The 24,581-nt window shown below is 71.9% G+C and carries 25 protein-coding genes; 14 read left to right on the top strand and 11 right to left on the bottom strand.

Translation table 11 applies throughout. The features are described 5' to 3' along the window. Positions 1-94 precede the first annotated feature (94 nt). On the top strand, positions 95-457 hold the full coding sequence (locus ACZ52C_RS26315) for a DUF1304 domain-containing protein (RefSeq protein WP_469077063.1): 363 nt from the start codon (positions 95-97) through the stop codon (positions 455-457). Continuing rightward, positions 454-1,062 (top strand): TetR/AcrR family transcriptional regulator, encoded by a 609-nt coding sequence (locus tag ACZ52C_RS26310; RefSeq protein ID WP_469077062.1) that lies wholly within the window; start codon positions 454-456, stop codon positions 1,060-1,062. The genes ACZ52C_RS26315 and ACZ52C_RS26310 overlap by 4 nt, the downstream gene beginning before the upstream one ends. Before the next feature lie 160 nt (positions 1,063-1,222). Here ACZ52C_RS26310 and ACZ52C_RS26305 read toward each other — a convergent pair whose 3' ends face one another. Then, complete coding sequence (locus ACZ52C_RS26305; protein ID WP_469077061.1) at positions 1,223-2,332, bottom strand: NAD(P)-dependent alcohol dehydrogenase; 1,110 nt, start codon at positions 2,330-2,332, stop codon at positions 1,223-1,225. Positions 2,333-2,408: 76 nt separating this feature from the next. Beyond that, a complete protein-coding gene (locus ACZ52C_RS26300) occupies positions 2,409-3,866 on the bottom strand; it encodes an aldehyde dehydrogenase family protein (protein ID WP_469077060.1) in 1,458 nt (485 codons plus the stop codon). 116 nt (positions 3,867-3,982) lie between these two features. Between ACZ52C_RS26300 and ACZ52C_RS26295 the strand changes: the two genes are divergently transcribed. Beyond that, entirely contained in the window at positions 3,983-4,411 is a 429-nt protein-coding gene (locus ACZ52C_RS26295) for a MarR family winged helix-turn-helix transcriptional regulator (RefSeq protein WP_365667586.1), read from the top strand. 155 nt (positions 4,412-4,566) lie between these two features. Beyond that, a complete protein-coding gene (locus tag ACZ52C_RS26290) occupies positions 4,567-4,950 on the top strand; it encodes an anti-sigma factor antagonist (protein ID WP_469077059.1) in 384 nt (127 codons plus the stop codon). Between the two features lie 15 nt (positions 4,951-4,965). Here the strand turns inward: ACZ52C_RS26290 and ACZ52C_RS26285 are convergent, their stop codons facing one another. Next, positions 4,966-5,934: a ribose-phosphate diphosphokinase gene (locus tag ACZ52C_RS26285; RefSeq protein ID WP_469077058.1), complete on the bottom strand. Its 969-nt coding sequence runs from the start codon at positions 5,932-5,934 to the stop codon at positions 4,966-4,968. A 196-nt stretch (positions 5,935-6,130) separates the two neighbouring features. On the opposite strand from ACZ52C_RS26285, the gene ACZ52C_RS26280 reads away from it, so the two are divergent. Both ACZ52C_RS26280 and ACZ52C_RS26275 read left to right on the top strand, forming a co-directional pair. After that, positions 6,131-6,787 carry a DUF4230 domain-containing protein gene (locus tag ACZ52C_RS26280; RefSeq protein ID WP_469077057.1) on the top strand — a complete coding sequence of 219 codons (657 nt, stop codon included), beginning with the start codon at positions 6,131-6,133 and terminating at the stop codon, positions 6,785-6,787. A 298-nt stretch (positions 6,788-7,085) separates the two neighbouring features. Beyond that, positions 7,086-7,823 (top strand): VanZ family protein, encoded by a 738-nt coding sequence (locus ACZ52C_RS26275; RefSeq protein ID WP_469077056.1) that lies wholly within the window; start codon positions 7,086-7,088, stop codon positions 7,821-7,823. On the opposite strand, the gene ACZ52C_RS26270 is transcribed toward ACZ52C_RS26275, so the two are convergent. Continuing rightward, entirely contained in the window at positions 7,804-8,040 is a 237-nt protein-coding gene (locus ACZ52C_RS26270; RefSeq protein ID WP_045560042.1) for a hypothetical protein, read from the bottom strand. The genes ACZ52C_RS26275 and ACZ52C_RS26270 overlap by 20 nt on opposite strands. A 148-nt stretch (positions 8,041-8,188) precedes the next feature. On the opposite strand from ACZ52C_RS26270, the gene ACZ52C_RS26265 reads away from it, so the two are divergent. The 3 genes from ACZ52C_RS26265 to ACZ52C_RS26255 all read left to right on the top strand — a co-directional run bounded on the left by ACZ52C_RS26265 (position 8,189) and on the right by ACZ52C_RS26255 (position 11,505). Continuing rightward, the gene (locus ACZ52C_RS26265) at positions 8,189-9,223 is read left to right on the top strand and encodes a PHP domain-containing protein (protein WP_469077055.1); all 1,035 of its coding nucleotides are present in this window, start codon (positions 8,189-8,191) and stop codon (positions 9,221-9,223) included. Positions 9,224-9,432: 209 nt separating this feature from the next. Continuing rightward, positions 9,433-10,098, top strand: a complete 666-nt coding sequence (locus tag ACZ52C_RS26260; protein WP_469077054.1) for an HAD family hydrolase — start codon at positions 9,433-9,435, stop codon at positions 10,096-10,098. 378 nt (positions 10,099-10,476) lie between these two features. After that, positions 10,477-11,505, top strand: coding sequence for an SDR family oxidoreductase (locus ACZ52C_RS26255; RefSeq protein WP_469077053.1), 1,029 nt, complete (start codon positions 10,477-10,479; stop codon positions 11,503-11,505). 153 nt (positions 11,506-11,658) lie between these two features. Here the strand turns inward: ACZ52C_RS26255 and ACZ52C_RS26250 are convergent, their stop codons facing one another. Continuing rightward, entirely contained in the window at positions 11,659-11,910 is a 252-nt protein-coding gene (locus tag ACZ52C_RS26250; protein ID WP_469077167.1) for a hypothetical protein, read from the bottom strand. Between the two features lie 91 nt (positions 11,911-12,001). Next, positions 12,002-12,976 carry a phosphotransferase family protein gene (locus ACZ52C_RS26245; protein WP_469077052.1) on the bottom strand — a complete coding sequence of 325 codons (975 nt, stop codon included), beginning with the start codon at positions 12,974-12,976 and terminating at the stop codon, positions 12,002-12,004. A 195-nt stretch (positions 12,977-13,171) separates the two neighbouring features. Between ACZ52C_RS26245 and ACZ52C_RS26240 the strand changes: the two genes are divergently transcribed. The 4 genes from ACZ52C_RS26240 to ACZ52C_RS26225 all read left to right on the top strand — a co-directional run bounded on the left by ACZ52C_RS26240 (position 13,172) and on the right by ACZ52C_RS26225 (position 17,687). Beyond that, on the top strand, positions 13,172-13,666 hold the full coding sequence (locus ACZ52C_RS26240; RefSeq protein WP_469077051.1) for an FBP domain-containing protein: 495 nt from the start codon (positions 13,172-13,174) through the stop codon (positions 13,664-13,666). Between the two features lie 104 nt (positions 13,667-13,770). Beyond that, the gene (locus ACZ52C_RS26235; protein ID WP_469077050.1) at positions 13,771-15,027 is read left to right on the top strand and encodes an FUSC family protein; all 1,257 of its coding nucleotides are present in this window, start codon (positions 13,771-13,773) and stop codon (positions 15,025-15,027) included. Between the two features lie 79 nt (positions 15,028-15,106). Beyond that, positions 15,107-16,279 (top strand): GyrI-like domain-containing protein, encoded by a 1,173-nt coding sequence (locus ACZ52C_RS26230; RefSeq protein ID WP_469077049.1) that lies wholly within the window; start codon positions 15,107-15,109, stop codon positions 16,277-16,279. A 157-nt stretch (positions 16,280-16,436) separates the two neighbouring features. Further along, a complete protein-coding gene (locus tag ACZ52C_RS26225; RefSeq protein ID WP_469077048.1) occupies positions 16,437-17,687 on the top strand; it encodes a lactonase family protein in 1,251 nt (416 codons plus the stop codon). Here ACZ52C_RS26225 and ACZ52C_RS26220 read toward each other — a convergent pair. The 3 genes from ACZ52C_RS26220 to ACZ52C_RS26210 form a co-directional block, all read right to left on the bottom strand. Beyond that, complete coding sequence (locus ACZ52C_RS26220) at positions 17,655-18,380, bottom strand: DUF2470 domain-containing protein (RefSeq protein WP_215453771.1); 726 nt, start codon at positions 18,378-18,380, stop codon at positions 17,655-17,657. The genes ACZ52C_RS26225 and ACZ52C_RS26220 overlap by 33 nt on opposite strands. 197 nt (positions 18,381-18,577) lie before the next feature. Then, a complete protein-coding gene (locus tag ACZ52C_RS26215; RefSeq protein ID WP_469077047.1) occupies positions 18,578-19,978 on the bottom strand; it encodes a cation:proton antiporter in 1,401 nt (466 codons plus the stop codon). Positions 19,979-20,697: 719 nt separating this feature from the next. Further along, positions 20,698-21,306: a TetR/AcrR family transcriptional regulator gene (locus ACZ52C_RS26210; RefSeq protein ID WP_469077046.1), complete on the bottom strand. Its 609-nt coding sequence runs from the start codon at positions 21,304-21,306 to the stop codon at positions 20,698-20,700. Positions 21,307-21,409: 103 nt separating this feature from the next. Between ACZ52C_RS26210 and ACZ52C_RS26205 the strand changes: the two genes are divergently transcribed. Continuing rightward, positions 21,410-22,978 carry a cytochrome P450 gene (locus ACZ52C_RS26205; protein WP_469077045.1) on the top strand — a complete coding sequence of 523 codons (1,569 nt, stop codon included), beginning with the start codon at positions 21,410-21,412 and terminating at the stop codon, positions 22,976-22,978. On the opposite strand, the gene ACZ52C_RS26200 is transcribed toward ACZ52C_RS26205, so the two are convergent. Both ACZ52C_RS26200 and ACZ52C_RS26195 read right to left on the bottom strand, forming a co-directional pair. Continuing rightward, positions 22,946-23,785 carry a pentapeptide repeat-containing protein gene (locus ACZ52C_RS26200; protein ID WP_469077044.1) on the bottom strand — a complete coding sequence of 280 codons (840 nt, stop codon included), beginning with the start codon at positions 23,783-23,785 and terminating at the stop codon, positions 22,946-22,948. The genes ACZ52C_RS26205 and ACZ52C_RS26200 overlap by 33 nt on opposite strands. A 36-nt stretch (positions 23,786-23,821) precedes the next feature. Beyond that, a complete protein-coding gene (locus tag ACZ52C_RS26195) occupies positions 23,822-24,565 on the bottom strand; it encodes a PIG-L deacetylase family protein (protein ID WP_469077043.1) in 744 nt (247 codons plus the stop codon). Between the last annotated feature and the right edge of the window lie 16 nt (positions 24,566-24,581).

Below are 24,581 nucleotides of genomic sequence, written 5' to 3'. Positions count from 1 at the left end.
CCCGGACCGGACTTCCTGGACAGGTGTCCAGCTATAGTGGACATCTGTCCAAGAAGTTCGGGAAGCATCGAGTGAACGACGGAGTCTGTTGACCATGGAGATCCTGGCGAACGTGCTGGTCGCGCTGGTGGCCCTGCTGCACGCGTACATCCTGGTGATGGAGATGTTCCTGTGGCAGAAGAAGCCGGGGATGTCCTTCCACGGCATGGACGCCGAGCTGGCGCGGCGGACGGCCTCGCTCGCCGCCAACCAGGGCCTCTACAACGGCTTCCTCGCCGCCGGCCTGGTCTGGGGCCTGATCGCCGACGACCCGACCGGCTACCGGGCGCAGATCTTCTTCCTGTCGTGTGTGATCGTCGCGGGCGTGTACGGCGCCGCCACCGCCAACCGCCGCATCCTCGTCGCCCAGGCCCTGCCCGGCGCGCTCGCCCTGGCCGCCGTCCTCGTCGCCGGATGACCCCCGAGGAGCCCCGGCCCGCACCGGAACACCGGCCCGCACCGGAACCCCGGGCCACGGAGGATCCGCGGGCCTCCCGCACCCGGGCCAGGCTGCGGGAGGCCCTCCTCGACGAGTGCGCCCGGCACCCCCTGCACGAGGTCAGCGTAGCCGCGCTGGTCCGCCGGGCGGGGGTCGGCCGGGCCACGTTCTACGTGCACTACCCGGATCTGGAGGCGCTGGCCGTCGACGCCTGCGCCGATGTCGTACGGGAGGCCGTGGAGGCGCTGCACGCGTGGCGGGGGCGCCCCGATCCGGTTCGGGCGCCGGCCGCCCTGCCGGAGTTCTTCGCCGGTCTCGCGCCGCACGCCGCCCTGTACCGGGCGCTGCTGACGCCCGGTGGCGGCGGGCCGCTCGGCCGGGTCCTGCACCGGGACCTGCGCGCCTACAGCCTGCGCGAGCGCGAGCTCGCGGGGGCCGCGGACGCCCCGCTGGTGGCCTCCGCCGTGGCGGCCACCTTCGCCGGGGTCCTCGCCGACTGGCTGCACGGCCTCCTCGACGGCACCCCGCGGGAGATCGCCGACCAGGCGTGGCAACTGCTGGTCGCCCTGCACCGCAGCCGCTGAGCAGCCCTGTGGGTGACCTGGTGCACAGGTCACCCACAGGGCCGGGGACACGCGGGGAGAACGTGCCCCGGCGGGAGATGGCTTTCTCGGGCGCCGGCAGCGGCGGACGGCCACCGGGAGCGGTCGGTCGGCTCCCGGGCGTCGGGCGGCCGGGCCGGACTCAGAAGGTGAGCACCGGCTTGATGGTCCTGCCGTCGCTCATGTCCGCGACCGCCTGGTCGATGTCCTCGAACTTGTAGCGGCTGATCAGCCGGTCGAGCGGGAGCTTGCCGTCCTTCACGAGCTGGACGAGGACCGGGATGGCGGTCTGGATCTCGTTGTCGCCGAGGGTGAGGCCGACGACGCGCTTGCCGCCGAGCATGCCGTTGACGTCGAGGGAGACCTCCGTGCCGAACGGCGGGGCGCCGACGATGACGAGCGTGCCGCGCGCGGCGAGGGCGTCGACGCCCTTGCGGAGCACGAAGACGCTGCCGGTGGTCTCGACGACGCCGTCCGCGCCCCGGCCGCCGGTGATCTCCATGATCGCCTCGGCGATGTCGGCGACCTCGGCCGCGTTCACCGTGTGGGTGGCGCCCAGTTCCTTGGCCAGCTCCAGGCGCTCGCCGACCTTGTCCACGGCGACGACCGTGGTCGCCGGGGTCAGGTTGGCCGCCATCACGGCGGACAGGCCCACGGCTCCGGCGCCGAGGACGACGACAGTGCCGCCCGCGCGGGGCTCCAGCACGTTCCAGACGGCGCCCACACCGGTCTGGACGCCGCAGCCGAGCGGGGCGATGGAGTCCAGCGGCACGTCCGGGTCGACCTTGACGAGGCCGCGCTCGTCGACCAGGGCGCGCTCGGCGAAGGAGGACTGGCCGAAGAAGTGTCCGCCCAGCTCCTGGCCGTCGCGGCTGATGGTGCTGGTGCCGTCGGCGCGCCGGCCGCCGATCAGGTTGAGCGGCAGCCAGGTGGCGCAGTACGCCGGGTGCCCGTCGCGGCAGTTGTGGCAGCCGCCGCAGGAGGTGAAGGACAGCACGACGTGGTCGCCCGGCGCGACGGTGGTGACGCCGGGGCCCACGGCCTCGACGACACCGGCGCCCTCGTGGCCCAGTACGCCGGGCAGGGGGAACGGCAGCCCGCCGCTCGCGACCCCGAGATCGGTGTGGCACAGCCCGGCGGCGACCATGCGGACCAGGACCTCGCCCTGCGCCGGCTGGTCGAGGACGACCTCGGAGAGGGTGAAGGGCGCGCCCCCGGACTCGACCACGGCGGCACGTATGGTGGTGGACATGCTCATGAACTCCTTGTTCTGGCGGTGAGCCGCCGGACCGGTTCCGCGGCTCACCGGGTGTTCCGGGGGAAGGTGCTCAGTCGAGCGAGACGACGACGGACTTGACCTTGGTGTAGGACTCCAGGGCCTCGGGGCCGTACTCCCGGCCGAAGCCGGAGGCCTTCACGCCACCGAAGGGCACGGCGGGGTCGAGCATCGGCCAGTCGTTGACCCAGACGATGCCGGCCTGGAGGCGGTCGGCGACGCGGTGGGCGCGGGTGAGGTTGGTGGTCTGGATGCCGGAGGCCAGGCCGTAGGGCGTGGAGTTGGCCAGCTCGACGGCCTCGTCCTCGGAGTCGAAGGGCTGCACCGTGAGGACGGGCCCGAAGACCTCCTCCTGCACGACCCGCGAGTCGTTGGCGAGGTCGGCGATGACGGTGGGCTTGTAGTAGTAGCCGCCGTTCAGGTCGAGGCGCTCGCCGCCGCAGACGATGCGGCCGCCCTCCTTGCGGGCCAGCTCGACGTACTCCTCGACCTTCTTCAGGTGCCGCTCGCCGGCCATCGGGCCGATGACGGTCTCGGGCTGCCGGGGGTCGCCGATCGGCACGCCCGGCACGGCCTCGGCGAGGATGCCGAGCACGGTGTCATGGACCGGACGGGCGACGAGGAGGCGGGGGCCGCCCATGCAGAACTGGCCGGTGTTGAAGACGAAGCCCCCGATGATGGCGCCGATGGCCTTCTCGAGGTCGGCGTCCTCGAAGACGAGGTGCGCCGCGTTGCCGCCCAGCTCCATCGTGACCTGCTTCAGGCCCTCGCCGGCGACGCTCGCCGCGTGCCGGCCGGTGGCGGTGGAACCGGTGAAGGCGATCTTGTCGACGCCGGGGTTGCGCAGCAGCGCCTCGCCCGCGACCGGGCCCGTGCCGGTGACGACGTTGTAGACGCCGTCCGGGACGCCGGCCTCCTTCAGCAGACCCGCCATGTAGAGGGCGCTGAGCGGGGTCTCCTCGGCGGGCTTGTGCACAACGGTGTTGCCGGCCGCGAGCGCGGGGGCGATCTTGGTGCCGGCCAGGATCAGCGGGAAGTTGAACGGCGTGATCGCGCCGACCACGCCGATCGGGCCGCGCCTGGTGTAGGCGAGGCGGTTGTTCGGGACGTCGCGGGCGGAGCCGTCCAGGGACCAGGCGAGGGAGGCGAAGTACTCGTAGTCGTTGGCCGTGTTCGTCACGTCGACCGCGTGGGCCAGGGTGATGGGCTTGCCGACGTCACGGCTCTCCAGGGCCGCTATCTCGTCGGCGTTCTCCCGGATCAGCTGGGCCACGCGGTTCAGGATCCGGCCGCGTTCACGGCCGCTCAGCCCGGACCACGTGCCGCTGTCGAACGCCTCGCGCGCGGCGCGCACGGCGGCGTCGACATCGGCGGCGCCCGCCTCCGCGACCGTCGTGACCACCTGGCCCGTGGACGGGTCGATCACGTCGGCGCGTGCTCCGTCGCTCGCCTCACGCCACTGTCCACCGATGAACAGCCGCCCGGGCTCGTTCTCGAAGGTGGTCGTCATTGTCCACTCCCCAGCTTTGGTCCAGCGATGATCGCCAAGTTTTCAACCAACAGGATTCCTGTTGGTTCGCAGTTTCATTACACACAGGTTTCCTGTCAATGCTTTACGCTGACCCCATGGTCGGCACCAAAGCACCTCCCTCCCTGCTCTACATGGTCAAGCAGGTCGAGCTCGTTGTCCGCTCGCACCTGGACGACCTGGTGCGGCCTGCCGGGATCACCGCCCTCCAGTACACATCCCTCACCGTGCTGGAGCGACACGACGGGCTCTCGGCCGCCCAGCTCGCCCGCGACTCGTTCGTCACGGCCCAGTCCATCGCGGATGTCGTCCGCAGTCTGGAGAACCGGGGACTCGTACGCCGGGAGCGCAATCCGCGCAACCGGCGCGAGTTGCTGATCCTGCTGACCGACGAGGGGCGCGAGCTGCTCGCCCGCTACGCCGAGCCCGTGCGCGACCTGGAGGAACGCATGATCAGCGACCTCACCGCGCACCAGGCCGACCAGTTCCGGCAGGCGCTGTCCAAGGCGTGGCACGCGCTGTCGTAGGGGGTCCTGCGCAAAACTCCGGACAGCATGCCGGAGAAATCGAAGACATATGTCAATCGAACATGCTGAAATTCACTCTGACGAGGGTAACTTGCAGGGCGGGGAAGGGTTTTGCCCTCACACCCTCACAGAATCCGGTAGGAGGCGATGCCGTCGTGTCGAGCGACCCCACACCGCCCGCGACCGGGTACCTGCGCGTCCGCACGGACCGCGGCCACTCCGTGCTCGAACTGCACGGAGAGATCGACATCGCGGCGGCCGTGGAGATCATCCCGCACCTCGACGCGGAGACCGGCCGCCCCGGCGCCCGGATCGTGATCGACCTCCGGCACGTCGAGTTCTTCGACTGCTCCGGGCTGCGGCTGCTCTACCGGGCCCGTCAGCGGGTGCTCGACCGCGACGGCGAACTCCGCCTGGTCTGCACCCACCCGCTCACCCTGCGCGTCCTCAAGGTCACCGGCCTCGCCAAGCTGCTGCCGCCCGCCCCGTCCCTGGAGGCGGCCCTGGAACAGCCCGAGGCCGCGTCCGGCACGTTATGACCCCGCCCCCGGCCGTCAGCCGTCCTCCCCGCCGTGGCCCGCCGGGGCGTCGAACAGGGCGCTGACGGACTCGCCGTTGTGGATACGGCGTACGGCCTCCGCGAGGGCGGGGGCGATGGAGAGCACCTTCAGCTTGTCGGTGCGCTCCTCCACGGGGACCGGCACGGTGTTGGTGCAGACGATCTCCAGGACGTCGGGCTGCTCGCTCAGCCGCTTCAGGGCTCCCGCCGCGAACAACCCGTGAGTGCATGCCACCCGGATCGAGCGCGGCCCCAACTCCCGCAGCCGCTCGAGGAGTTCCAGGACCGTGCTCCCCTTGGCGATCTCGTCGTCCAGAACGATCACATCCCGTCCCGCGACCTCGCCGATCACCGAGCTGATGCTCACCCGGTCGTCCGCGAACCGCTGCTTGGCACCCGCCGCGACCTGCGCGCCGATCATCCGCGCGAACGCCGCCGCCTCCTTGGCGTTGCCCAGGTCCGGTGAGACCACCGTCGTCCGCGTGAGGTCGTAGCGCCGGAAGTGCGCGGCCAGTTCGCGCAGCGCGTGCAGATGATCGACCGGCACCGAGAAGAACCCGTGCACCTGCGGGGAGTGCAGTGTCATGGCGAGCACCCGGCCGGCGCCCGCCGCCACCATGAGATCGGCGACCAGCCGGCCGCCGATGGAGATCCGCGGCGCGTCCTTCTTGTCCGAGCGGGCGTACGCGTAGTGCGGCATGACCACCGTGATCCGGCCGGCCGAGGCCCCGCGCGCCGCGTCGCACATCAGCAGCAGTTCGACGAGATGCTCCTGCACCGGCGTGACCAGCGGCTGGACCAGGAAGACGTCCTTCTCCCGGCAGTTGGCCTGGAGCTGCACCTCCAGACAGTCGTTGGCGAAACGGCTCACCCGGGACGGACTGAGCGGCACCCCGAGATGCGCGCAGACCTCCTCCGCGAGTTCGGGGTGGGCGCTGCCGGTGAAGACGGCGATGTCACGCACGGTGGGCTCCTCGCATGAACATGATCATTACGGGTTGCGCGGCTCATGCTACTGGCCGCTCCCCGTACGCCGATCCGGTACGCGGCTCCGGACGGCCGGCGCGCCCGGGATACGGCGAACCGATGACAATCACCAACTCGGCGTTCCCGCAGGGTCTTTGAGGGCATTCGTTGAAGGAGGAAGGAGGACCGTCGACATGACGACGCCCATCAAGCGCACGCGTCTGCCCGGCTGGGTCAAGCTGCTCACCGCCGTGGTCATCCTCATCGTGGTGCTGCTGGCCGCGCTGCGGATGCTGGTCTTCGGAGGGCTGGACGACATGTTCGGCACCGAGGAGCACGACCGCTCGGGGCCGACGCTCCTGAAGTCCATCCAGGACATGAGCCGTTACGACGCCGCCTCCGGCAACTTCCAGGTCGTCGTGGATCTGGAGAAGGACGCCAAGTACCTGCCGGACGCGATCCGCGGCACCCGCACGCTGTACGTGGGCGCGGGCACCGTGGACGCCTATGTCGACCTCGGCAAGGTCGGCGAGAACGACGTGAAGATGAACGAGGACCGCACGTCGGCCACCATCGACCTCCCGCACGCCCAGCTCGGCAAGCCGGCCCTCGACACCGAGCACTCCTACGCCGTCTCCAAGGAACGCGGCCTGCTCGACCGGCTCGGCGACCTGTTCTCGGACAATCCGGGCGGCGAACAGGCGGTGCAGCGCCTGGCCGTCAAGCACATCGGGGACGCGGCGAAGGAGAGCAAGCTCACCGACCGCGCCGAGGCCAACACCACCGACATGCTCGAAGGACTGCTGAAGTCGCTCGGCTTCGAGGAGGTGAAGGTGACGTACGGGTCCTGACCGGACGACGGCGCCCTCCCCGAACTGCGGGGAGGGCGCGTCGTACGCCGGCCCGTCCGTGGCCCGCGTACATCCGCGCCCTCCCACGCCCCAACCGCTCCCGGGCGCCCGACAGGCGCCCCTCGAACGGGAGCGGGTCCCTGCCACTCGCGAACCGGGTGCCCCTCTGAGGGCGGGCCCAAACCCGCCCGGCACCCGGCGGGCGACTTCTCGCCCGAGGGGCGCGGGGGCGAGCATCGCGGGCCGCTTCGGGGGTAACAGCCTTGGTACACAGGGAAGTTGAAATCGGGAGGGTCGCATGGCCGGCACCACGTCACGTTCCCGTTCCACCACCTCCGGCGGCCGTTCCCCGGCGGCCGCGCCCGGCCGACGGCCACTTCCGCTGCCCCTGCGGCTGCTGGTGATGGCCCTGGCGTTCCTGGCGATGGTGGCGTTCGGTGCGGCGCTGGCCGGGCTCACGCTCCAGCCGTCCCCGGCCTCGGAGGCGCTCACCCACAGCAACCTCCGGCCCGGCGCCTCCCTGGAGCTGTACTGGCACCACCCCGACCCGCGCGACGCGCTCAAGCAGGTCGGCGGGAACGTCCTGCTGGGTCTGCCGTTCGGGATCCTGCTACCGGTGCTGGCGCCCGGGGCGCGCGGTCTGCTACGGGTGCCCGCGCTGACCGCGCTGATGATGCTGCTGGTCGAACTGGTGCAGGGCGCGCTGGTCACCGGACGGGCGTTCGACATCGACGACGTCATCCTCAACACGGCGGGCGCGCTGCTGGGCTATCTGCTGCTGGGCCGGCGCCTCGGCCGGGCCGTCCACGCCCGCGCGCCGCGGGACCCGAAGCCCGCCCCGGCCCGGGGGAAGGCACCGGCCCGGGGAGGCGCACTGACGCGGGGGAAGAGGCCCGCTCGGGGAAAGACACCGACCAGGGGGAAGACACCCGCTCAGCGGAGGACACCGCGCGGCGCCTGGGTGCGGCGCCTGCGGATGGGCCGGCGCAAGGAGGCCGGTGGGGCGTCCAAGGGGGCTAGCGCAGCGTCCAGGTGAGTTTGTCGCCGCCCACCCAGCGGACCTGGTCGGGGTCGTCGAGATCGTGCACGACGACTCCGTACGCGGCGGCCGCCTGGAGGACGTCCGTCAGCCGCTTCGCCTCGCCGACCACCTGACCGTCGATCTCCACGATCCGGAACGGCGGCGTACCGGGCTGCACCCCGAGCACCAGGACCCGGGGATGGGAAATGTAGGGGCTCGCGCTTTCGGTCATGGTTCGAGGGTAGAGCGGTCCGGCGGTCGGTGGCCGGGTGACGCCCGGCAGGGGCCGGCGCGGCCGGTCCGGCGCGCCCGTGATCGTACGGCCGCCGTGCGGGTACCCGGGGGCTGGGCGACGCTGGAAGCGGGAGGCAGGAGGTGGCATGGATCCCGTCGAGGCCCTGGACCGGATCGCTTTCCTGCTGGAGCGGGACCGGGCCCCCACCTACCGGGTACGGGCGTTCCGTACGGCCGCCGCAGTCCTCGGCGCGCTGCCGGCCGACGAGGTGGCCGAGCGGGCGGCCGCGGGCTCGCTGGAGTCGCTGAAGGGGGTCGGGCCGAAGACCGCACAGGTGGCGCGTGAGGCGCTGGCCGGGGAGGTGCCGGGCTATCTGCGGAAACTGGAGCAGGATGCGGAGGCGCCGCTCACGGAGGGTGACGCGGGTGCGGAGCTGAGGGCGCTGATCAGGGGCGACTGCCATGTGCACTCGGACTGGTCGGACGGCGGCAGCCCGATCGAGGAGATGGGCCGGACCGCCGCGCGCCTCGGCCATGAGTGGACGGTGCTCACCGACCACTCGCCCCGACTGACCGTCGCCCGCGGTCTGTCGCCGGAGCGGTTGCGGGAGCAGCTCGACGTGGTGGCCGCGCTGAACGAGACCTGGGCGCCGTTCCGGCTGCTCACCGGCATCGAGTGCGACATCCTCGACGACGGTTCGCTGGACCAGGAGCCGGAGCTGCTGGAGCGGCTGGACGTGGTGGTGGTGTCCGTGCACTCCAAGCTGCGGATGGACGCGCGGTCGATGACCCGGCGGATGGTCGCCGCGGTGCGCGATCCGCACTCCGATGTGCTCGGGCACTGCACGGGGCGGCTGGTCACCGGGCGGGGGCGGCCTGAGTCGGAGTTCGACGCGGACGCGGTGTTCGCGGCGTGCGCGGAGACGGGGACGGCCGTGGAGATCAACTCCCGGCCGGAGCGGCTGGATCCGCCCCGGCGGCTGGTGCGGCGGGCCGTGGATGCGGGCGTGCTGTTCTCGATCGACACGGACGCGCACGCGCCGGGGCAGTTGACCTGGCAGGTGCACGGGTGCGCCCGGGCGGAGGAGTGCGGGGTCCCGGCCGAGCGGGTGGTGACGACGTGGGGGGTGGACGAACTGCTCGGGTGGGCTCGGGACCGATCGGTTCCCGACCGTGTCTGATCTCGGGTCCGGACGGTTCCGGACCTTGCCCGGTCTCGGTTCCGGACGGCGTTCGGTCTCGGGCCCCGGCCGTGCCCAGCCTCAGGCCCCGACCGCGTCCGGGTCTCGGGCCCCGACCGCGTTCGGCCTCAGGCCCCGACCGTGCCCGGCCTCGGTTCCCCGCGCCCTTCCCGGGCGCGGATGTTCGGTGATTCTCAGGAAGGTGAGCCATGAAGAAGGCTGCTGTGTTCGATGTCGACGGGACGCTCGTCGACACCAACCATCTGCACGTGGTCGCTTGGTGGGAGGCGTTCCGGCAGGGCGGCCATCGGGTGGCCATGCATGACGTGCACCGGGCGGTGGGCCTGCCGTCGGGTGATCTGATCACGCATCTGCTGGGCGAGGAAGTCGATCCCGCGGAGAAGGACGCGCTGAGCGCGGCGCACAAGGCGTTGTACGGGACGTACTTCGACCGGCTGCCCGCGCTGCCGGACGCGGGGCGGCTGCTGCGGCGGCTCGACGAGCAGGGCTGGAGCGTGGTGCTGGCGACCTCGGCGGGCGGAGCCGAGCTGACCGCGTTGCGGCGGGCGATCGGGGCCGACGACGCGATCATGGCGACGGCGAGCGCCGACGACGTGGCCCGGGGGAAGCCGGCGCCTGATCCGGTCGAGCAGGCGCTGGAGCTGGCGGGGGCGGAGGCCGAGCGGTCGGTGTTCGTCGGGGACACCGTCTGGGACATGCGGGCGGGCGCCCGGGCCGGGGTGCGCTGCGTGGCGGTGCTGTGCGGCGGAATTCCGCGGCCCGAGCTGGAGGCGGCCGGCGCGGAGGCGGTGTTCCGGAATCCGGCCCATCTGCTGGCCGCCCTTGAGGAGAGTCCGCTGGGCCAGGAGGAATGACCTGGTGACGGCCGCTCTGGGCGGCCGCGCGCGACGTGACACACATCACCGGCATTGTCCGGATACGGAAGGAACACCCCCTGGTACTTTCCCGTTGAACCAACCGTGGGTGTGGATGGGACAGTGTCCCCGGGCCTCACCTTTTGCCCACAGGGACGATCGTTCGGCTGAAGCCCTGTGGAGCGTTTCGCCGAGAGGCGACCGCCATCCGCACCCACACACAGACCGCCCCGACCGCGATTCCCCCGTCCCGGTCGGGGCTTCTTCCTGTCCGCGTCCGTCTTGGCCGGTGTGGCCGGTAGTGGCCGCGTGCATCCCCCGGGGCCGGGTACCCGTGGGCGGCTCCGGAGGAATGGACGTGCGCGAGAGGAGTCTGCGGTGAACGGAGAATCCGGCGGCAGGATCGTGGTCACCGGCGCCACGGGCAATGTGGGGACGAGTCTGGTGCGGCTGCTCGCGGAGGACGAGCGGGTCGACCGGGTGCGGGGGCTGGCCCGGCGGGTCCCTGACTGGGCCCCCGCGAAGACGGACTGGTCGGCGGTGGACGTGGGGTCCGAGCAGGCCGATCTGGTCGAGGAGTTCGAGGGGGCGGACGCGGTCGTCCATCTGGCCTGGGCGTTCCAGCCGACCCATGATCCGGCGACGACCTGGCGGACCAATGTGCTGGGCAGCATCCGGGTCTTCGAGGCGGTGGCGGCGGCCAAGGTCCCGACGCTGGTGCACGCCTCGTCGGTGGGCGCCTACTCCCCGGGACCGAAGGGCCGCGCGGTCGACGAGTCGTGGCCGACGCACGGCTGGCCGGACGCCGCGTACTGCCGGGAGAAGGCGTATCTGGAGCGTGCTCTGGACTCCTTCGAGCACGAGCACCCCGGGGTGCGGGTGGTGCGGATGCGGCCCGCGTTCCTGTTCAAGCGGGAGTCGGCGAGCGAGCAGCGCCGTATCTTCGGCGGGCGTTTCCTGCCGGGACAGCTGGCCCGGCCCGAGCTGCTGCCGTTCCTGCCCGACATCCCCGGTCTGAAGGTGCAGGCCCTGCACACCGACGACGCCGCACGGGCGTACCGGCTGGCCCTGCACTCCGATGCCCGCGGCGCCTTCAACCTCGCGGCGGAGTCCCCCGTGGACGCCGAGCTGCTCAGCGAGGTGCTGGGAGCCCGTCCGGTGCGCCTGCCCCGGGTCGCGGCCCGCTCGGCGATCGCCGCCGCGTGGAACCTGCGGCTGCTGCCCGCCTCGCCGCATCTCTTCGACGCCGTACTGCGGCTGCCGCTGATGGACTGCTCCAAGGCCCGCGACGAGCTGCGCTGGCGGCCCGAGCGCACCTCGGTGGAGGTGCTGGAGGAGTTCCTGGAGGGGCTGCGGCAGGGAGCCGGGGCCGACACGGAGCCGCTGCGGGGGCGGAAGGTCGGGTGAGTACGCCGGTCGCCCCAGCCACGGCGTCCCGCACATGACGGCGCCTCCCCGGGTCCCACCGGGGAGGCGCCGAGTCTCTGTGGCCGCCGAGTCGCTGTGGCCGCCGAGTCGCCGCGGGCCCGGGAGCGAAGGTCCGGGGCCGACGGGTGCGGGTCAGCCGGAGGGCTCGTCGGGTACGGGCTGCTCGGGGTTGGCGGAGCCCGACCGCGGGTCACCCTGGCGCCCGGTACCGGCCTCGTCCGTGTCGGGCACGTCGGTGGCGTCCTCGTCCCGCTCGTCCTCGTCGGCGGCACGCGTCGGTGCCACCTCCCAGGGGTCCTCGCGCTCGGTCGCCTGCTGGTCGGGCATGTCCCTCGGTACGGGGCCCGGTTGCTCGCCGGGACCCTCCAGGCGGTGTTCGTCCACGGCGTGCTCCTTCCTGCTGTCGTGCACCGGGCGCGGGTACCTCGGTCCGATCAGCTCAAACCGGGTGTCGCGCGCGCCGGACACGCGCCCGTCAGGCGAGGTCGTCCAGCGCGTCCAGGGCCGCCGTCAGCTGAGGAGCCACCGTCTCCCGCCGCCATGCGACCTGCTCGTCGTCCATCGCGCGGGGCACCACCTCGATCAGCATGATCAGATAGAGATAGCTGCGGTAGAGGGCGTAGCGGCGGCACACGGCAGGGGTGAAGTCGACGTCCCCGCCCGCCTCTTGATAGCCCGTCAGGAAGTCTCTGTCCGTCCGGATGTCGTCCAGCAGCGCCAGGGAGACGAAGTCCGCGACCGGGTCACCCCAGAACATGCGCTCGCCGTCGATCAGCCCGCCGACCCGGGGCGCCCGACCGTGCTCGACGAGGATGTTGCCCGGCCACAGGTCGAAGTGGACGGGACGCGGCACGGTCACCTCGTCGAGGACGTCGTGGGCGGCCTTCACCGTACGGGCCACCTCGTCCACCGGGCGGGGCAGCCAGGCCCCGTAGCGGCGGGCGTCGGCGAGCAGTCCGTCGAACATGGCGGTGAAGGCGGAGCGCCAGTCGGCGGTGAGCGGGCCGAAGGTGCCGGACGGGTAGCCGAAGCCGGGGCCGGTCACCCGGTGGAGCCGGGCCAGCAGACCGCCCAGCTCCCGCCGCAGCGCCGCCTCCTGTCCGGCGGCGAGCCCCTCCCATCGGCCGCCCGGGCAGTGGGTGAGCAGGATGTGCCGGCCGGCCGGCGCGGACTCGTCGAGGGCGACTCCCGCCACCCGTGGCGCCGGAACACCGACGGTCTCGGCGACCCGGCAGAACTCCGCCTCGGCGGCGAGGAGTTCGCTCTCGTAGGCCAGGGCCGGGGTGGACGACGGCGGCGGGACCTTCAGGACGAGCCGGGTGCCGTCGGTGAGACGGAGTTCCTCGACGGTGTTGTACGTGCCGCCGCCCAGCGGCAGCCGTTCGGCGAGGCCTTCCGGCGGAACACCCGCCGCCGCGAGCGCGAGCCGCGCCCGTTCCCTGTCGTCCATGCGCATCCCCCTGGTCCCGGACAGCGGTCCGGCCCCACTCTGCCAGGCTGCCCCGCACCGCTGAAGCCCGACTCCATCATCGGACGGCCCGATAACCATTGGACCCTCCCCAGAACTCCACGTACCTTAGGTGTAAACCTAGTACCCCTAGGTTCAGAATCCGATCATCACCCCTCACCGGAGAACAGGCCCGTCATGCAGACACTCACCGAGCAGGACATCCGCACCTCCTTCGTCAACTGCTCGAAGGGGGAGGCGAAGAGGATCTTCGTGCCGCGCGATCTGGAGCAGCGGTCGTGGGCGGATCTGGACTTCCTCGGGTGGCGGGATCCGGGGGCACCGGATCGGAGCTATCTGGTCGCCGAGCACGCGGACGGACTCGTCGGCGTCACCTTGCGGCTCCCGTCCGCGCGGCGCGGGTTCCTGCACCGCAGCATGTGCTCGGTGTGCCTCACGACGCATCCGGGCGGCGGGGTCTCCCTGATGACGGCGCGCAAGGCGGGCGCGGCCGGGCGCGAGGGGAACTCGGTCGGCGTGTACCTCTGCGCCGACCTCGCCTGTTCGCTCTATGTGCGCGGCAAGAAGGCCCTCGACGCCGGAAGCCGGTTCGAGGAGAGCCTCACCGTGGAGGAGCAGATCGCCCGGACGGTGGGCAATCTCTCCGCGTTCCTGGAGAAGCTCCACCACTGAGCCCGCCCGGCCTCGTGGTCTCCCGGCATTCTGCGCGATCGCCCAGGTGACTACTGTCCTCGGTCAGGAGTTCGGTACGACGGTGGAACGGGAACAGCGCAAGGATGCGAGACGTACGTGAGGTGTGGGACCTGATCGGCACCCGGGTGGCCGGATGGCGGCAGGACCCGGTGATCGTCCAGTCGGTACGGTCGGCGGCGGCCGCCACGGTGGCCTATGTGGTGGCGCTGCAACTGAGTACGGAGGCGGCGCCCCTGACGGCTCCGCTGACCGCGCTCCTGGTCGTGCAGGTGACCCTGTACTCCACCCTCACCACCGGTATCCGCCGGGTGAACTCGGTGGTCGCCGGCGTCGTCATCGCCATCGGCTTCAGCATCCTGGTGGGCCTCACCTGGTGGAGCCTCGCCCTGATCATCCTGGCCTCGCTCGCGGTGGGGCATCTGGTACGGGTGAGCGAGTTCGTGCCCGAGGTGGCGATCAGCGCGATGCTGGTGCTCGGGGTCACCAGGGTCGGGGACACGGCCTGGGCGCGGGTCCTGGAGACCCTGATCGGCGCGGTCGTCGGGCTCGCCTTCAACCTGCTGCTCGCTCCCCCGGTCTGGGTGGAGGCGGCCGGCGAGTCCATCGAGGATCTCGCCCGCCGGATGCGGCGGCTGATGATACGGGTCGGCGAGGAGGCCGCGGGTCGCACCCCGGCGGAGGCCGCGGCGGCACGGCTCCACGAGGCCCGGGAGCTCGACTTCGACATCGTCGAGGTGGACGCGGCCCTCAAACAGGCGGAGGACAGCCTGAAGCTCAATCCGCGCGTACGGGAGGGCCTGCTGCACCGGGTGGTGCTGCGCACCGGCCTGGACACGCTGGAGATCTGCACGGTGGTCCTGCGGGTGCTGGCCCGCACCCTCACCGACCTGGCCAAGGAGCGGGAGCCGAGTCCGCTGTTCTCCGCGCAGGTGGGGGCCGCCGTCGAGCGGCTGCTCGCCGAGATCGGCGACGCCGTCGTCAGCTTCGCCGTGCTGGTCACCACCGACGTCAGCCGCAGCGCCGAGTCCGCGGAGGACCGGCTCGCCGCCGAGCTGTCGACGGCCGTCGCGACCCGCGACAAGCTCGCCCAACTGCTCCTGGAGGACGTCCAGCGCGACCCGAGCCACTGGCAGTTGCACGGCGCCGTGCTGACGGAGGTCAACCGCATGCTGGACGAGCTGGACACCGAGCACCGCTCCCAGCGGCTGCTGGAGGAGCTCGACCGCTGCACCCGTGAGCAGCGCGAGCGCTCCCCCCGGCTCACGCGTCTGCGCGACCGCGTACGCGTCGTGAGCCCCCGTCGGCGGAACCGGTCCGGCCTCCCCGGACGTACTAAGTGACGCCGGACCGCAGGACGTCGTAGCCGAGACGTCCCGCCGAAGGAGCAGGCACGACGCGACGACGAGGGGAGCGTACGGAATGGCCGAAGGCACCGTGCGGATCGACGGGAGCACACTCCATCTGCCGGGCGGGGTACGGGTGCGCTTCATCCGCACCCTGCGCCTGCCGGAGCAGGGCACGCACCAGCTCCCGCCCGGTCTGGGCGACTTCCCGATCCGCCGGGTCGAGGACTATCCGCACACCACCTCCGCGGAGATGCGGGCCCGCGGTGGGGTGATGCTCCCCGTGTATCTGCGCGAGGCGATGTGGCTGCACTTCGGCGGTTCCACGGAACCGGCCGCGCTCCAGGTCGGCGTCGGCAAGGTGTGCGCGGTGTCGGGCAAGCCGTGGACCGGCGCGCTCGCCCGTGAACCGCAGAACTACGTCGTCCTCCCGCGTCAGCCGTGGCTGGACGGCATCAACTCCGGCAAGGGCACGGTCCGGCAGTTCGTGGCCGTCCCCCTGGGCCTCGGCGCCACGGTCGAGGGCCAGGTCACCGGCGAGGAGGTGTTCGGCGGGGTGCAGCTTCAGTCGTTCCCGCTGAACGACGAGCAGTTGGCCGTGTGGCGGAAGGAGGAACGGCTGCGCGCCGAGGCGGAGCGGGGACTCGGCGGGCTCGCCACCACCACGCTCTTCGGCGGCACGGGCCCGGTCCCGATGCCGCCGCCGGGTGCCGCGCCGCTGCCGCCTCCGTCGACCGGCGCGCCGCTGCCCCCCGCGCCCGGTGGCGGGCCGGCGGCCCCGGGTTGCGCGTACCCGATGGCGGCCCCCATGGCGGCGCCCGGGGCGGCCCCGGCGCGCAGTGCTCCCGCCGCCCCGACCCGGGCACCCGCCGCGATGGGTCTCGGGGTCGGCGGGTCGATGCGCCAGGAGGTCTACCGGGACACCTGGCCGCGTGGCAGCTGGGCGGAGCGGCCCGCCGGGCGGGTCTTCGTGCACCTGGTCACCCCGCCCGAGTGGCGCCGGATCACCGGGGAGGCCCCGCCGCCGTCGCCCGTGGACCGCGCGGCCTACACCCGGGCCGGGCTCCCGTGGTTCGAGTACTACGACAACGACGCGCACGATCTCGACCCGGCCGACGCCCTCGGCACGGTGAAGCCCGTCGGTGACTGGCTCGGCGACGACCTCGACCCCTGGCAGGCACCCGCCCCGGGACAGGTGAAACCGCTGGGTGACGCACCGGGCAAGCCGGTCCAGGACGGCGACTGGTAGCCGGGAGCGGCGACCCGCGGACGGCCCCGACCGCCCGCGCGCGGAACGCGGGGCGGGTGTCGCACGACGCGCGACGCCCGCCCGGCGCCTTTGCGCCGGGGCGCCCCGACCCGTCAAGGTGGTGGCGGCCGAGTGACGCGACACCCGAGGTGCACGAATGACGAGCGAGGCGGTTGGGGACCGGGGCGGCTGGAGCAGGCGCCGCGCCCTGGGACTGTTGGCGGGAGCCCTCCCGGCTGCCCTGGCGGGCTGCGCGGGGTCCGACGGGACGGCCGGGTCCGCGCCGTCCTCCCCCGCGTCCGGCACGTCGACGGCTCCGTCGGAGGCCGCCGGGTCGGGCACCGAGTCCGCGACCGCCTCCCCCTCCCCCGCCCGCACCGGCCCCCAGCCGCTCTACCTCGGCACCTACACCTCGGCCGAGGGCGGTGGCACCGGGATCGGCGTGGCGACGTACGACGTCCGGAGCGGGCGGATCACGGGCGAGGGGACGATCACCGGGGTCGGCGACCCGTCGTACCTCGCCGTGCACCCGGACGGGCGGACGCTGTACGCGGTGAACGAGCGGCCGGAGGGCGGGGTGACCGCCGTACGGCTGTCCGACCGCAAGGTCCTCGGCACCCGCGGCAGCGGCGGCGAGGCGCCCTGCCATCTGTCGGTCCATCCGAGCGGGCGGTGGCTGCTGAGCGCGAACTACGGCTCGGGCAGTGTCGCCGTGCACCCCGTCGAGGAGTCGGGCGCGCTGGGCGAGCGCACGGACCTGGTGGTGCACCGCGCTCCGGCGCCGGGCCCCGGCCAGGACGGGCCGCACGCGCACCAGATCGTCACGAGCCCCGACGGCGGTCATGTCCTCGCCGTCGATCTGGGCACCGACACGGTCTACACCTACCGGCTGGACGAGTCCCGGGGCACGCTCACCGAGGTCTCCCGGGCGAGCGTCCGCCCGGGCGCGGGGCCCCGGCACCTGACCTTCCATCCCGAGGGCCGGTACGCCTATCTGGCCAACGAGGTCGACAACACGGTCGTGGTCTGTGCCTACGAGCCCGACCGCGGGCGGCTCTCGCCCGGCCCACCGCAGCCCACGGGCACGGGGTCGGGCACCAACTACCCGGCGCAGCTGGTCGTGACGCCGAACGGCGCGTACGCCTACCTCGCCAACCGCGGGCACGACAGTCTGACGCGCTACGCGGTCGAGGCGGACGGCGCGCGGCTGCGGCTCCTGGACACCGTGCCGGTCGGCGGGGACTTCCCGCGCCAGATCGCCCTCTCGCCGGACGGCGGCCTGTTGTTCGCCGCGCTCCAGCGGTCCAGCGCGGTCAGTGTCTTCCGGGTCGATCAGGACAGCGGTGAACTGCGGCGCGCGGGCGAGCCGTTCGCGTCACCCGTCGCCGTCTGTGCGCTGCCGCTGTAGCGCGCGCGGGCAGGACGCGGCGCTCGCCTGGGAGAGCAGGATGTGCATACGCTCGGTGAGCTGCGCCATGTCGTCGGCGGGCTTGTGGAACGTCAGGCGTACGTCGCCGTTGCCGCGGGCCCGCTCGATGCGCAGGGTCAGGCCGTGCCGGTCGACGGCGAGCGGCTGGACCCGTACGGCGCCGTGCAGGCTGTCGTGCGGGACGAGCCGGGTGAGGCGTTCGACGGCGTCCGGGTGCGCGTCGGCGAGGTGCGTCAGCAGCCGGGACTCGGCCGTGGCCAGCGGATCCGGTGCGGCGGCGGCGAACTCGTCGAGGTCGACCACGACCGCGCCGGACGGCTCGCGCAGCACGATGCGGGTGGCCTTGAACTCCAGGTCGCCGTCCTTGGGGGCGAACCAGCCGGCGATCCACAGCCGGGCCCTGATGCGGTTGCGCACCGGGACGGGCGCCACGTCGGCGAACTCCAGCACGGCGGACGGCTCGCCGCGCGGTGCGCAGATCGCCGCGGCGACGAGCGTACTGTCCTCGGGGACGCACAGGATCACCCGGCCGTCCTCCGTGACGCTGTGCGCGCCGACGAACTCCTCGCGGCCGCCCTCGGCGGTCACCGCGCAGGACCACGCCGCCGCGAGCACCGAGCGGGCACGCTCCGCCGCGGCGGGCGCGGCCGTCCAGGTGTGACGGTCACCCATCCCAAACCTCCCTTAGGTAAGCCTTGCCTAACCTATCGAAGATCGGGGCGTACGCCAACCGGCAGCCGCCGCCGTGTGGAACTTTCTGTTCGCCGAAACGCACCAGACGCGGAGCACGAGAGCGCCGAGCCTCGAAATGCGGGCGGCCTTGGCCCTCTCGACAGCTGCCGCGCCCCTCGTCACCCGCGTCAGCCCTGCTACGGCGGTCCGTTCGGGTCGGCTCTGGTCGACGTGATCGCCGTACCCACCTGCTGTGCGGCACTGTCCACGGCACCGGCTCGCTCCTGCCGGTCCTCCTCGGCACCCTCGGCGTCGGTTACGGGAACGGCCTCCGTCGACGAGGGCGGATGGTCCGCGGAGAAGAGCGCGGGATCCCTGGACAGCGTCCGGGTCAGCCACGCCCCGGCCAGCTGGGAGGTCAGAACGGACAGCAGCACGAGGGCGACGAAGAATCGTCCGTTGATGACGCCCGCACCAAAGGTCACCGAGGCCAGGATGATGCCCGGGCCGCCGCGGGCGTTCATCGCCACCGCGAAGTGGGTCGACCACGACGGCGACTTGCCGGCCAGGCGCGCCCCCAGCCACACGCTGCCGAACTTGACCACACAGGCCAGAACGAACAGCCAGCCGAAGAAGAACAGGTCGAGATCGTGGACGAGGTCGAGGCGGAAGCCGACGAGCGCGAAGTAGATCGGGATGAAGAAGGCCAGCGAGAACGCGCGCACGGCCTCCTGCCCGGTTGACGCTGTCTCGTGGCCCGCCATGGCGATGCCCGCCATGAGCGCGCCGAAGATCGGATCGATCCCCAGGCCCAGGCAGCCCAGGCACAGGGCGAAGAGGAACATCAGGCGGAACGCCGCCGGGCTGCGCCGCTCCAGCTTCCCCAGGGAGCCCATGGCCAGCCATTGGAACGCCGTACGGCCTCCAGAGAGACAGACCGCGAAGAACAGCAGCGACGCGCCCGCGTAATAGGCCACCTCCCAAGCGATCCCGTCACCAGGGAGCAGGGCGGGCAGGCCGTAGGAGCTGTCCGCCCGGATGTGGGCCAACCCCAGGATCACGGCGAGGACGACATAGAGAAGGACGTCCTCGACGACAGCGACCGTGAGCACCATCCGGGCGAAGGGGCTGCCCATGATGCCGAGGTCCATCATGATCCGGGAGATGACCGGGATGCTAGTCACCGCGATGGCCAGGCCCATGACCAGGGAGATGTTCGCTGCGGATCCGTGCGGGCCCGCCAGGCCGCCGGGGTCCACCACCTGGGCGACCGCCAGACCTGCCACGAACGGGATCACCAGGCCTGAGACGGTGGTGAACAGCACGGTCCTGCGCTCCGAACCCAGACCGCCCTGGCGCATCTCCAGCCCGGCCAGGAAGACCATCAGGATCATGCCCAGTTGGTAGACCGCGCCCAGCATATGGGCGGTGGCGCTGGAGGACGGCACCAGCCAGCCGCTCACCGACGGAGCGAGTAGGCCCAGGGCGCTGCCCCCGAGCAACAGCCCCCCGACGATCTCGCCGATCACCGGAGGCTGGCTCAACCGTGCGAAAAGGTATCCGCCGAGGTGCGCCGCGACCAGAAATACGGTCAGCACGATCAGAATCCTGGCCATTTCGGCAACCGGTAGGGACATGAGCACGCCTCCGAATCGTCGAGGACTGACATCTCTCGAGTGCTGGAGACGTGGGGGAAGGGACTCCATCGAGCAATGTCATACGTTTATCGGATGATTCTTCCGCGTCGGATATACCCAAGCACTTCCTGGCTAACCGTCTAAATGTCAAGCCTTCCTTCATTCATTTTCCCTCCAGGTGAATTCGAACTGATAAACGCGATTACGTCAGTGCGAATATCCGCCCGCAGCGCCACCCCAAGCGGACCGCGACCTGCCCGGTGGATCCAAAGCTGGTCATGGACACCGCAGTTGGCGTCCGGATTCCAGCCCCGCACCGCCCAGGCTGCTTCGCCGGGCGTACGCCTGCGGCACTATTTCCGGTGACTTTTGGCAGTGGACAATCGATACGCGGACATGTACCCCGGCATGAATGTGCACCGTATCCCTGCCAGGCAGCCACACCGTTGGTATCGCTTTGACAATTGCGCTCCGCCCTGTCCCTGCCGTCCCGGCTGGATCCGTTCTTTCGGAGGGATTCGGCAGCGAAAATTCCGATCACGAAGCGACGCGAGCGGCTGCGCGGACGGGGACCAGTGCTCCATCGGCACAGCGCCGGCGAAGGCGATGTGGGCATGAGCGAGGTGACTGAACTCCGGGCGGACACGCGGCGGTGAAACGGAAGACCCACGGCACGAGGCTCAGGGAGCGAGCACTCCGAACAGCGCCCGCACACACAGATCCCGCACCTGCTCCCGGGGCAACTCCGAGCCCCGCAGCCACTCCAAGCAGACGGCCGTCGTGAACGACAGCCATCCCCGCACGGCGAGCCGCGTCTCCGGGCCCCCGTCGAGCGCCGCCCCGAACTCGGCGTCCCTCGAGAGCGCCTCCAGGATCCGCGCCTCCTGCGCGGCCAGTGCGCGCTGGTAGACCTTGCGCACGGCCTGGTCGCCCGTGGCGTCGGCACGGTGGAAGGCCCGGAAGCCGTGGGCGTGCTCCTCCACATACGCGAGGAAGACGTCGACCCCGTTGGTGAGCCGTTCGCGCGCCGACCGACCGGAGGCCGGGGCCATCGTGCGCAGCATGCGCTCACTCTCGCGCTCCACGACGGCCGCGAAGAAGTCCCGCTTGTTCGGGAAGTAGTGATAGAGCAGCCCTCGGGAGACGCCGGCGATCTCGGCGACCTGCTCGATCCACACGTCGTCGTACGAACTCTCCGCGAACAGCCTGGTTCCGACGGCGAGAAGCTGCTCCCGCCGCTCCTCGGTACTGAGCCGTCGGCGCGGGCGCTCCTCCTGCTTGGCTGCCATGGCGTCACCTTACTTGACGCGAGTTCAACAGCAGGATGACACTGAGCCCGTTATTGAACCCGAGTACAACAGCTTCGGCGTGACGAGCAGGGGAGATGGGGTCATGACGGCGACGACGGGGGCCACTGGCACCAAGGGGTTCCGCGGTGCGGAGCTGGGCTGGCCCGAGCTGTACCGCATACCGCATCCCCCGTATCGGCTGCCCGTCGTCGGCGACGTGCTCGGCACGAACATCCGTACGCCGGTCCAGGACTCCCTGCGCCTCGGGCGGCGGCTCGGGCCGATCTTCCGGCGGAAGGCGTTCGGCAAGGAGATCGTCTTGGTGGGAGGCGCTGGGCTCGCGGCCGAGCTGGCGGACGAGTCGCGGTTCGCCAAGCATGTGGGCGTGGGGGTCGCCAATCTGCGGCCGGTGGCCGGGGACGGGCTCTTCACGGCGTACAACCACGAGCCCAACTGGCAGCTGGCGCACGACATCCTGGCCCCGGGCTTCAGCCGGGAGGCCATGGCCGGCTACCACCCGATGATGCTCGACGTCGCCGAGCGGCTGATGGACCACTGGGACCGGGCGGGCGCGGCGGGCGACGTCGTGGACGTGCCCGGCGACATGACCAAGCTGACACTGGAGACGATCGCCCGCACCGGCTTCGGCCACGACTTCGGCTCCTTCGAGCGCACCCGGCCGCACCCCTTCGTCGCCGCGATGGTCGGCACCCTGACATACGCCCAGCGCCGCAACGTCGTCCCCGACCCGCTGGCCCCGCTGCTGCTGCGGGGGGCCACCCGGCACAACCAGGAGGACATGGCGTATCTGAACAAGACGGTCGACACGGTGGTGCGGGCGCGGCGGTCGTCGGGTGGCGGTGGCACCGGGGACGGTGACCTGCTCGACCGCATGCTGGAGACCGCGCACCCGGACACCGGCGAGCGGCTCTCCGCCGAGAACGTCCGGCGCCAGGTCATCACGTTCCTGATAGCCGGGCACGAGACCACTTCGGGCGCCCTCTCCTTCGCCCTGCACCACCTCGCTCAGCGTCCGGACCTGGCCGCCCGCGCCCGCGCCGAGGTGGACCGGGTGTGGGGCGACACCGCGCGACCCGGCTACGAGCAGGTGGCCAAGCTGCGGTATGTACGCCGGGTGCTGGACGAGACGCTGCGGCTGTGGCCGACGGCGCCCGCATTCTCGCGGGAGGCGCGCGAGGACACCGTGCTGGGCGGGGTCCATCCGATGCGGCGGGGCGCCTGGGCGCTGGTGCTGGCCGCGATGCTGCACCGGGACCCGGAGGTCTGGGGCCCGGACGCCGAGCGGTTCGACCCGGACCGCTTCGACGCGACAGCCGTGCGCACCCGGCCCCCGCACACGTTCAAGCCGTTCGGCACGGGGGCGCGGGCCTGCATCGGCCGCCAGTTCGCGCTCCACGAGGCCACGCTGGTACTCGGACTGCTCCTGCGGCGCTACGAGTTGCGGCCGGACCCCGCGTACCGGCTGCGGGTGGCCGAGCGGCTGACACTGATGCCGGACGGGCTGCGGCTGAACGTGGCGAGGCAGGTGGGTGGCGGGCTGGGCACCGCCGTCGCGGCCCCGGAGGTGAACGGCGAGCCGACGAGCGCCCCCGAGGCCCCGCGGATGCCGTCGTCCCCGTCACGCTGTCCAGTGACCGGGGCGGGTGACTGACGTCGGCAGCCGGGTGCCAGCGGTGCCGCGGGCCGCGTTGAGCTGGGGCTGGGTCAGGAAGAAGGCTCCGGTCAGGTCCGCGTCGGTGAGGTCGGTGTCGCGGAGGTCGGCGCCTATCAGGTCCGCGCCGCGCAGATCCGCGCCGGTCAGGTCGGCGGCTATCAGGTAGGCGCCCCGAAGGTTGGCCTTTCGCAGGTCGGCGCCCTTGAGGCGGGCGCCGATGAGGTCCGCTCCCCGCCGGTTCTGCCTGCGTCCGGCGCCCGCGCGCATCAGGTCGCTGACCTTCAGCAACAGGGCGTTGACACGCTGCCGGTGCGCGGCGACGTCCAGCTCCGCCAGTTCCTCGGCCGTCCGCCGGGTCAGCCGCTCGGTCTCGTCGAGGGCCCGGCGGAGGTCGGCGTACACGGGGCGGGCGGCGGGCAGGGTCAGCGATTCGGTCAAGTACCAGAGCAGTTCGTGGAGTTGGCGGACGACCGGGAAGACGTCGAACATCAGCCGGGCGTGCTCGCGGCCGCCGGTCCGCCAGCTCTCTCCCCCGAACGTGCCCTGCGAGACCTTCTGCCCCGCGCCGAAGCAGTCGTAGACCGTGCAGCCGCTGAACCCCTCGGTCCGCAGCCGGTCGTGGACACCGCACCGGAAGTCCTCCCGGAGGTTGCCGCACGCCTTGCCCGCCGACTTGTCGACGGCGAAGTCCGCCGAGCGGGCGAAGGGCAGGGCGACACAGCACAGGCCGAAGCAACTGCCGCAGTCCGCGCGCAGATCACGCAGGGTGAGTGGATCGAGGGCTTCTCCGGATCTCTGTTCCATGGGGTTCACCCTAACGAGCCGCCGTCGGTCTCCCCGTCAGCGCGCGAACACCTCGAAGGCGACGGCCGGTCTGCCGCCGAACCGCTCCCCCGTGGTCCGGGCGACGCCGGTGAGGAAGTCGCGCACGTACGTCTCGGGGTCCTCCTTCGTGAGCACGTCCAGGTAGGTGCGGTGTTCGAGGAGGGAGGCGACCGCGCGGTCGAGGCCGGCGGTGGCGTCGACCGCGTGGGTGGGGCTGGAGGAGCCGGCGACGGCGACCCAGCGGACGCCGTCCCAGGGTTGCAGGCCCTGGTCGAGGAGGTCGGGGAAGATCCAGCGGTTGCCCGCGTCACCGGCGGCGTCGAGCGTGGCGCGGCCCACCGCCACGTGATCGGGGGTGTTCCAGGCGACCCCGCCCCAGGTGTCGCGGTGGTTGAGGGTGATGAGCAGTTCGGGGCGGTGCCGGCGGACGGCGGCCGCGATGTCCCGGCGCAGGGCGGGCCCGTACTCGATGACGCCGTCCCGGTGGTCGAGGAACTCGACCGTCGAGACACCGACCACGGCGGCGCTCGCCCGCTGTTCCCGCTCCCGCAGCGGGCCGCACCGCGCGGGCTCCAGGGTGTCGATGCCCGCCTCGCCGCGCGTCGCCAGGACGTACGCGACCTCACGGCCCGCGTCGGTCCACGCGGCGATCGCCGCCGAGCAGCCGTACTCGAGGTCGTCCGGGTGGGCCACCACGGCGAGGGCGCGGCGCCAGTCGTCGGGCAGGGGCTTGAGCTGGTCCTGCTGCGGCTCGGTCATGTCGGCACAGTAACGC

The organism is Streptomyces sp. NPDC034049 (assembly GCF_055575575.1).
Note: the sequence above shows the minus strand (reverse complement) of the source record. Positions and strands in the feature narration are given on the sequence as shown.